Origin of the sequence: uncultured Tepidimonas sp. (assembly GCF_938045175.1) — a bacterium.
In the GTDB taxonomy this organism is placed as follows: domain Bacteria; phylum Pseudomonadota; class Gammaproteobacteria; order Burkholderiales; family Burkholderiaceae_C; genus Tepidimonas.
Genome location: NZ_CALIND010000186.1, coordinates 1 through 4,746, shown reverse-complemented (window position 1 = coordinate 4,746; position 4,746 = coordinate 1). Strand labels below are relative to the sequence as shown.

Below are 4,746 nucleotides of genomic sequence, written 5' to 3'. Positions count from 1 at the left end.
CGCAAACAGACGACACCCAACGCCGCACGCCGGACTCCCACGGCGGCAGGTGCAGGCCGAACGTCTGGCGCAAGCGTGTGGTATCGAGCCGACTGTTGCGTGGACGCTGGGCCGGTGTGGGGTAGGCGCTGCTCGGAATCGGGTCGATGGCCTGCACGCGCCACGGCGCGTCGGGCCAGCGCCGCCGGGCCTCTTCGATCAGCACGCACGCGTAGCCGTGCCACGACGTGACCCCAGCCGCTGCCAGGTGGTAGGTGCCGCTGCCCTGCCCCGTGGCCAGCGCGTGGTGCAGCGCGTGGACGGTGACGTCGGCGATCAGGTCAGCCCCCGTGGGCGCACCCATCTGGTCGGCCACCACCGTCAGTCGCTCGCGCGTGAGCGCCAGGCGCAGCATGGTGCGGGCGAAATTACCGCCCCGCACGCCAAACACCCATTGCGTGCGCAGGATGAGGTGGCGGCAGCCGCTGGCGCGAATGGCCTGCTCGCCTGCCCATTTGGTGTGGCCATAGACGTTGAGCGGGGCGGGCGCGTCGTCCTCGCGCCACGGCCGGTCGCCGCTGCCGTCGAACACATAGTCGGTGCTGTAGTGCACGAGCCACGCGCCACAGGCCGCAGCGGCCCGGGCCAGTACGCCTGGCGCCTCGGCGTTGAGGCGTTGGGCACGCGCCGGCTCGGCCTCGGCCTGGTCCACGGCGGTGTAGGCCGCCGCGTTGACGATGACCGCCGGCCGCAATGCCTGGACGGTCCGGGATATACCGTCGAGGTCGGTCAAGTCCCCACACAGCGGCGCATCGATCCCGGGTACGCTCGCGCCCTCGCGTCCCAGCGCCACGACGTCACCGATGACCCCCAGGCTGCGCTGCAGCTCCCAGCCGACCTGGCCGTCTTTGCCCAACAGCAGGATGACGGGGGCCGTCATGCCAACGCTTCCTGGCCGTACTGCCGCTGCACCCATGCTCGATAGGCGCCGCTTTGCACGCGCTGCACCCAGTCGGGATGGTCCAGGTACCACTGGACGGTCTTGCGCAGGCCGCTGTCGAAGGTTTCGGCCGGGCGCCAGTCCAATTCGCGCTCGATTTTGCGCGCGTCCATGGCGTAGCGGCGGTCGTGCCCGGGGCGGTCGGTCACGAAGGTGATGAGTTGCTCATAGCGCTGCACGGGCGCACCGCTGCGCACATCGCACACGCCGCGCGCCGGGGCGGGCGCGAGCGCATCGAGCAGTCGGCAGATCGTGCGCACCACGTCGAGGTTGGTGCGCTCGTTGTGACCGCCGATGTTGTACGTCTCGCCCACGCGGCCGGCCTGCAGCACGCGCCGGATGGCCGCGCAGTGGTCGCCAACGTAGAGCCAGTCGCGCACTTGCTGGCCGTCGCCATAGACGGGCAGCGGCTTGCCCGCCAGGGCGTTGACGATCATGAGCGGAATGAGCTTTTCCGGGAAGTGGTAGGGCCCGTAGTTGTTGGAGCAGTTGGTGGTGATCACCGGCAGCCCGTAGGTGTGGTGCCAGGCGTGCACCAGATGGTCGCTGGCGGCTTTGCTCGCCGAATACGGGCTGTTGGGCTCGTAGCGGTGGGTTTCGGCAAACGGTGGGTCGTGCGGGCCGAGTGAGCCGAATACCTCGTCGGTGCTCACGTGCAGGAAGCGAAACGCCGCCTGCTCTGCCGCCGGTAGTGCCGTCCAGTACGCGCGCACCGCCTCCAACAGGCGAAAGGTGCCCACGACGTTGGTCTGAATAAAGTCCTCGGGTCCGTGGATGGAGCGGTCGACGTGGCTTTCAGCCGCAAAGTGCAGCACCGCGCGCGGCCGGTGCTCGGCCAGCAGGCGCTCGACCAACGCACGGTCGCCAATGTCGCCGTGCACGAAATGGTGCCGTGCATCCCCCTCCAGGCTGGCGAGGTTTTCGCGGTTGCCCGCGTAAGTGAGTTTGTCCAGATTGACGACGGGTTCGTCGTGCAGACGCAGCCAGTCGAGCACGAAATTGCTGCCAATGAAGCCAGCGCCGCCGGTGACGAGGATGGTCATGGTCGGGTCCTGAGACTGATCGGCGCGGAGTGTAGCGCGTGCGCTTGGGCAGCTGGTTGCGCCGCAGCAGGCTCAACGCTACCATCGACCCCACCACTGCCAGCGACGAGCAGCTGGAGCGTTGCCTGGAGAAGATCCTCTCGGCGCAGACGCTGGAGGAACTGCTGCGCCCGTAGGGAGGAAACATCGCGCGGCCAGACAAGGCGCGGCAGCACCAGGCCCGATCGCGGCTTTGGCTGCACGACAACCAAGGAGGAAGGGTGGGACTCGGGGTGAAGTCTTGGATGAGAAGACGGATGCGCCATACCACCCAACGGGTGGCGGCGCTCTTCGGGTGGTGGTGTTTGTCGGCTTGCGCGGCCCTACCAACGCCCCTTTGGGCCGCATGGCTGGAGGCCAACACGGCCACCGCTGCGCAGTTGCAGACGCTCAAAGGCGTGGGACCCGTCATGGCCGAGCGCATCGTGCATGCGCGCCAGCAGCAGCCGTTTCGCGATTGGGCCGATCTGCAAGCCCGGGTGTCCGGCCTGGGGCCGAAGAGGGCCGAGGCGCTATCGGTGCAGGGCTTGCGCGTCAACGGCACGAGCTGGGGCAGCGAGCTCGCGCGAGGGAGAGATTCGGCGCCGGGCAAAGGCGCGGCACCCGCACCCGCCGGGGTGGGCGCCCCTGCCCCACCGCGTCGGGACGGCACCCGTTCCGACGCGCCCCCGCCTGCGCCGGCCTATCCCCCGATCCCAGGTCTGTCGGCTCCTGCGCGCTGATGGCCGCCAGCGGGCAGCAGTTGAATATTCGAACGAACGTTCGTATCATTGCAGTATGGATAACCCAACCCAAGCTGCCTTCGACACCGCGCTGCAACGCGTCAAAACCCTGACCCAGCGCCCCGACAACAACACCCTGCTGCAACTGTACGCGCTGTACAAGCAGGCGACGGAAGGGGACAACACGACCCCGAAGCCCAGCCTGACCGATGTGGTGGCGCGCGCCAAGTGGGACGCCTGGAACAAGCTCAAGGGCGTGGCGCGCGAGGACGCGATGCAGCGCTACGCAGCACTGGTCGATTCGCTGGCCTGACGGCGCGCTGGTGCCTCAATCGACGCGCCGCACGTCGACGGCGCAGTCGTAGAACGTGGGCGCGCGGCCCAGATCGGTGAGTGCCTGGCTGGTCAGTTCGTTGACGTTGGTGCCACTGGGGCTGAGTTTGCGCCACCAAATGCCCAGCCCCACCACCACCCCGGGACGGGTGCGTGTGCCGACCCGGGCGCGCAGGCGGCAGCAACCCCGGTCGTTGAACGCCTCCACCCAGTCACCGTCGGCGATGCCACGCGCAGCGGCGTCGTCGGGGTGGATGTCCAGCAACGGCTCGCCCTCGGCATCGCGCAGTGAGACGACGTTGACGAAGGTCGAGTTGAGGAAGTGCCGCGCCGGCGGCGAGATCATCGCCAGGGGGTAGCGTGGATCGGCACCGGCGGGCTCGTGGTTGGGCAGTACCTCAGGCAGCGGGTCCAGCCCGAGCGCTGCCAAGCGATCGCTCGCGAATTCGCACCGACCCGATGGGGTGGGAAAGCCCCCGTCGGCAAACGGGGCGTCGGGCACCGGCAACGACACCCAGCCCCGACCCAGCAACGCGTCGAAATCGATCGCGTCACCAAACGCCTGGCGGCACAACGCGAGGTCGTCATCGGCAAAGCAGGGTTCATCGAACCCGAGACGCTGCGCGAGCTGCCGAAACACCCAGGTATTGGGCCGCGCCAAACCCAAGGGTTCGATCGCGGGCCGATTGAGCAGCACGTCGGTGTGGCCGTAGCTGAGGTGGATGTCCCAGTGCTCGAGCTGCGTGGTCGCGGGCAGCACGTAGTCGGCGGTATCGGCGGCGTCGGTCAGGAATTGCTCGAGCACCACGGTGAACAGATCCTTGCGCGCCAGCCCGCGCACCACTTCGCCCGATTGCGGGGCGACCGCCGCCGGGTTGCTGTTGTAAACGACGAGCGCTTGCACCGGCGGGCCGAAGTGGGCGTCGCCGGGATGGCACAGGAGCTGCCCCAGCGTGCTCATGTTGAGCGTGCGCGGCTGCGGGCACGGACTGCGCAGCAGCAAATCGGGGCGCTGTAGCGCGTCGCGTTGCACGGGGTACCAACCCGAGCTGGACAACAGCACCCCCCCTGCCCGGTAACGCCACGCGCCGATGACTGCGGGCAAGCAGGCGATGGCACGCACCGCGTTGCCGCCACCGCGCGTGCGCTGCATGCCGTAGTTGAGCCGGATGGCGACGGGCTGGCGCTGCTGCACACACGCGCCAATGTGCTGCGCCAACGCTTGGATTTGCGCCACGGGCAGACCGCAAACAGCCGCCGCGCGCGCCGGCGGCCATTGCAAGGCGCGCTCGCGCAGCGCAGGCCAGCCGAGCGTGTGGTGCTGCACGTAGTCCTCGTCCACCCAACCGTGCACGATGCACTCGTGCATCAGCGCGTAGGCCAGCGCGGCGTCCGTGCCCGGTAGCAGGGCCAGGTGGTCGTGGCACTTGTCGGCAGTTTCGCTGCGCCGCGGGTCGATGCACACCAGCCGCGCCCCCGCACGCTTGGCCTGCTGCGCGTAGCGCCAGAAGTGCAGGTTGCTGCCCACGCTGTTGCTGCCCCAAATGAGGATCAGGCGGCTGTCGGCGAAATGCTCCACGCGCATGCCAACCTTGGCGCCGATCGTGGCCTCCAGCGCCGCCGCGCCAGC

General features: G+C 68.8%; 6 protein-coding genes. 3 read left to right on the top strand and 3 right to left on the bottom strand.

From position 1 onward, the window contains the following. Both rfbD and rfbB read right to left on the bottom strand, forming a co-directional pair. Positions 1-919 (bottom strand): dTDP-4-dehydrorhamnose reductase (rfbD, locus tag Q0716_RS09865; RefSeq protein ID WP_299022734.1); only part of this gene is annotated, 919 nt, incomplete at its 3' end. Further along, positions 916-2,022 (bottom strand): dTDP-glucose 4,6-dehydratase, encoded by a 1,107-nt coding sequence (gene rfbB, locus Q0716_RS09860; protein ID WP_299022732.1) that lies wholly within the window; start codon positions 2,020-2,022, stop codon positions 916-918. The genes rfbD and rfbB, both read right to left, overlap by 4 nt. 38 nt (positions 2,023-2,060) lie before the next feature. On the opposite strand from rfbB, the gene Q0716_RS09855 reads away from it, so the two are divergent. From Q0716_RS09855 to Q0716_RS09845, 3 genes are all read left to right on the top strand, one after another. After that, the gene (locus Q0716_RS09855) at positions 2,061-2,198 is read left to right on the top strand and encodes a hypothetical protein (RefSeq protein WP_299022729.1); all 138 of its coding nucleotides are present in this window, start codon (positions 2,061-2,063) and stop codon (positions 2,196-2,198) included. A gap of 120 nt (positions 2,199-2,318) precedes the next feature. Then, positions 2,319-2,783, top strand: a complete 465-nt coding sequence (locus Q0716_RS09850; RefSeq protein ID WP_299022726.1) for a helix-hairpin-helix domain-containing protein — start codon at positions 2,319-2,321, stop codon at positions 2,781-2,783. Positions 2,784-2,838: 55 nt separating this feature from the next. After that, entirely contained in the window at positions 2,839-3,096 is a 258-nt protein-coding gene (locus Q0716_RS09845; RefSeq protein ID WP_058615462.1) for an acyl-CoA-binding protein, read from the top strand. A 15-nt stretch (positions 3,097-3,111) separates the two neighbouring features. On the opposite strand, the gene Q0716_RS09840 is transcribed toward Q0716_RS09845, so the two are convergent. Further along, a partial coding sequence (locus tag Q0716_RS09840; protein ID WP_299022720.1) for a molybdopterin dinucleotide binding domain-containing protein occupies positions 3,112-4,746 on the bottom strand: 1,635 nt, incomplete at its 5' end.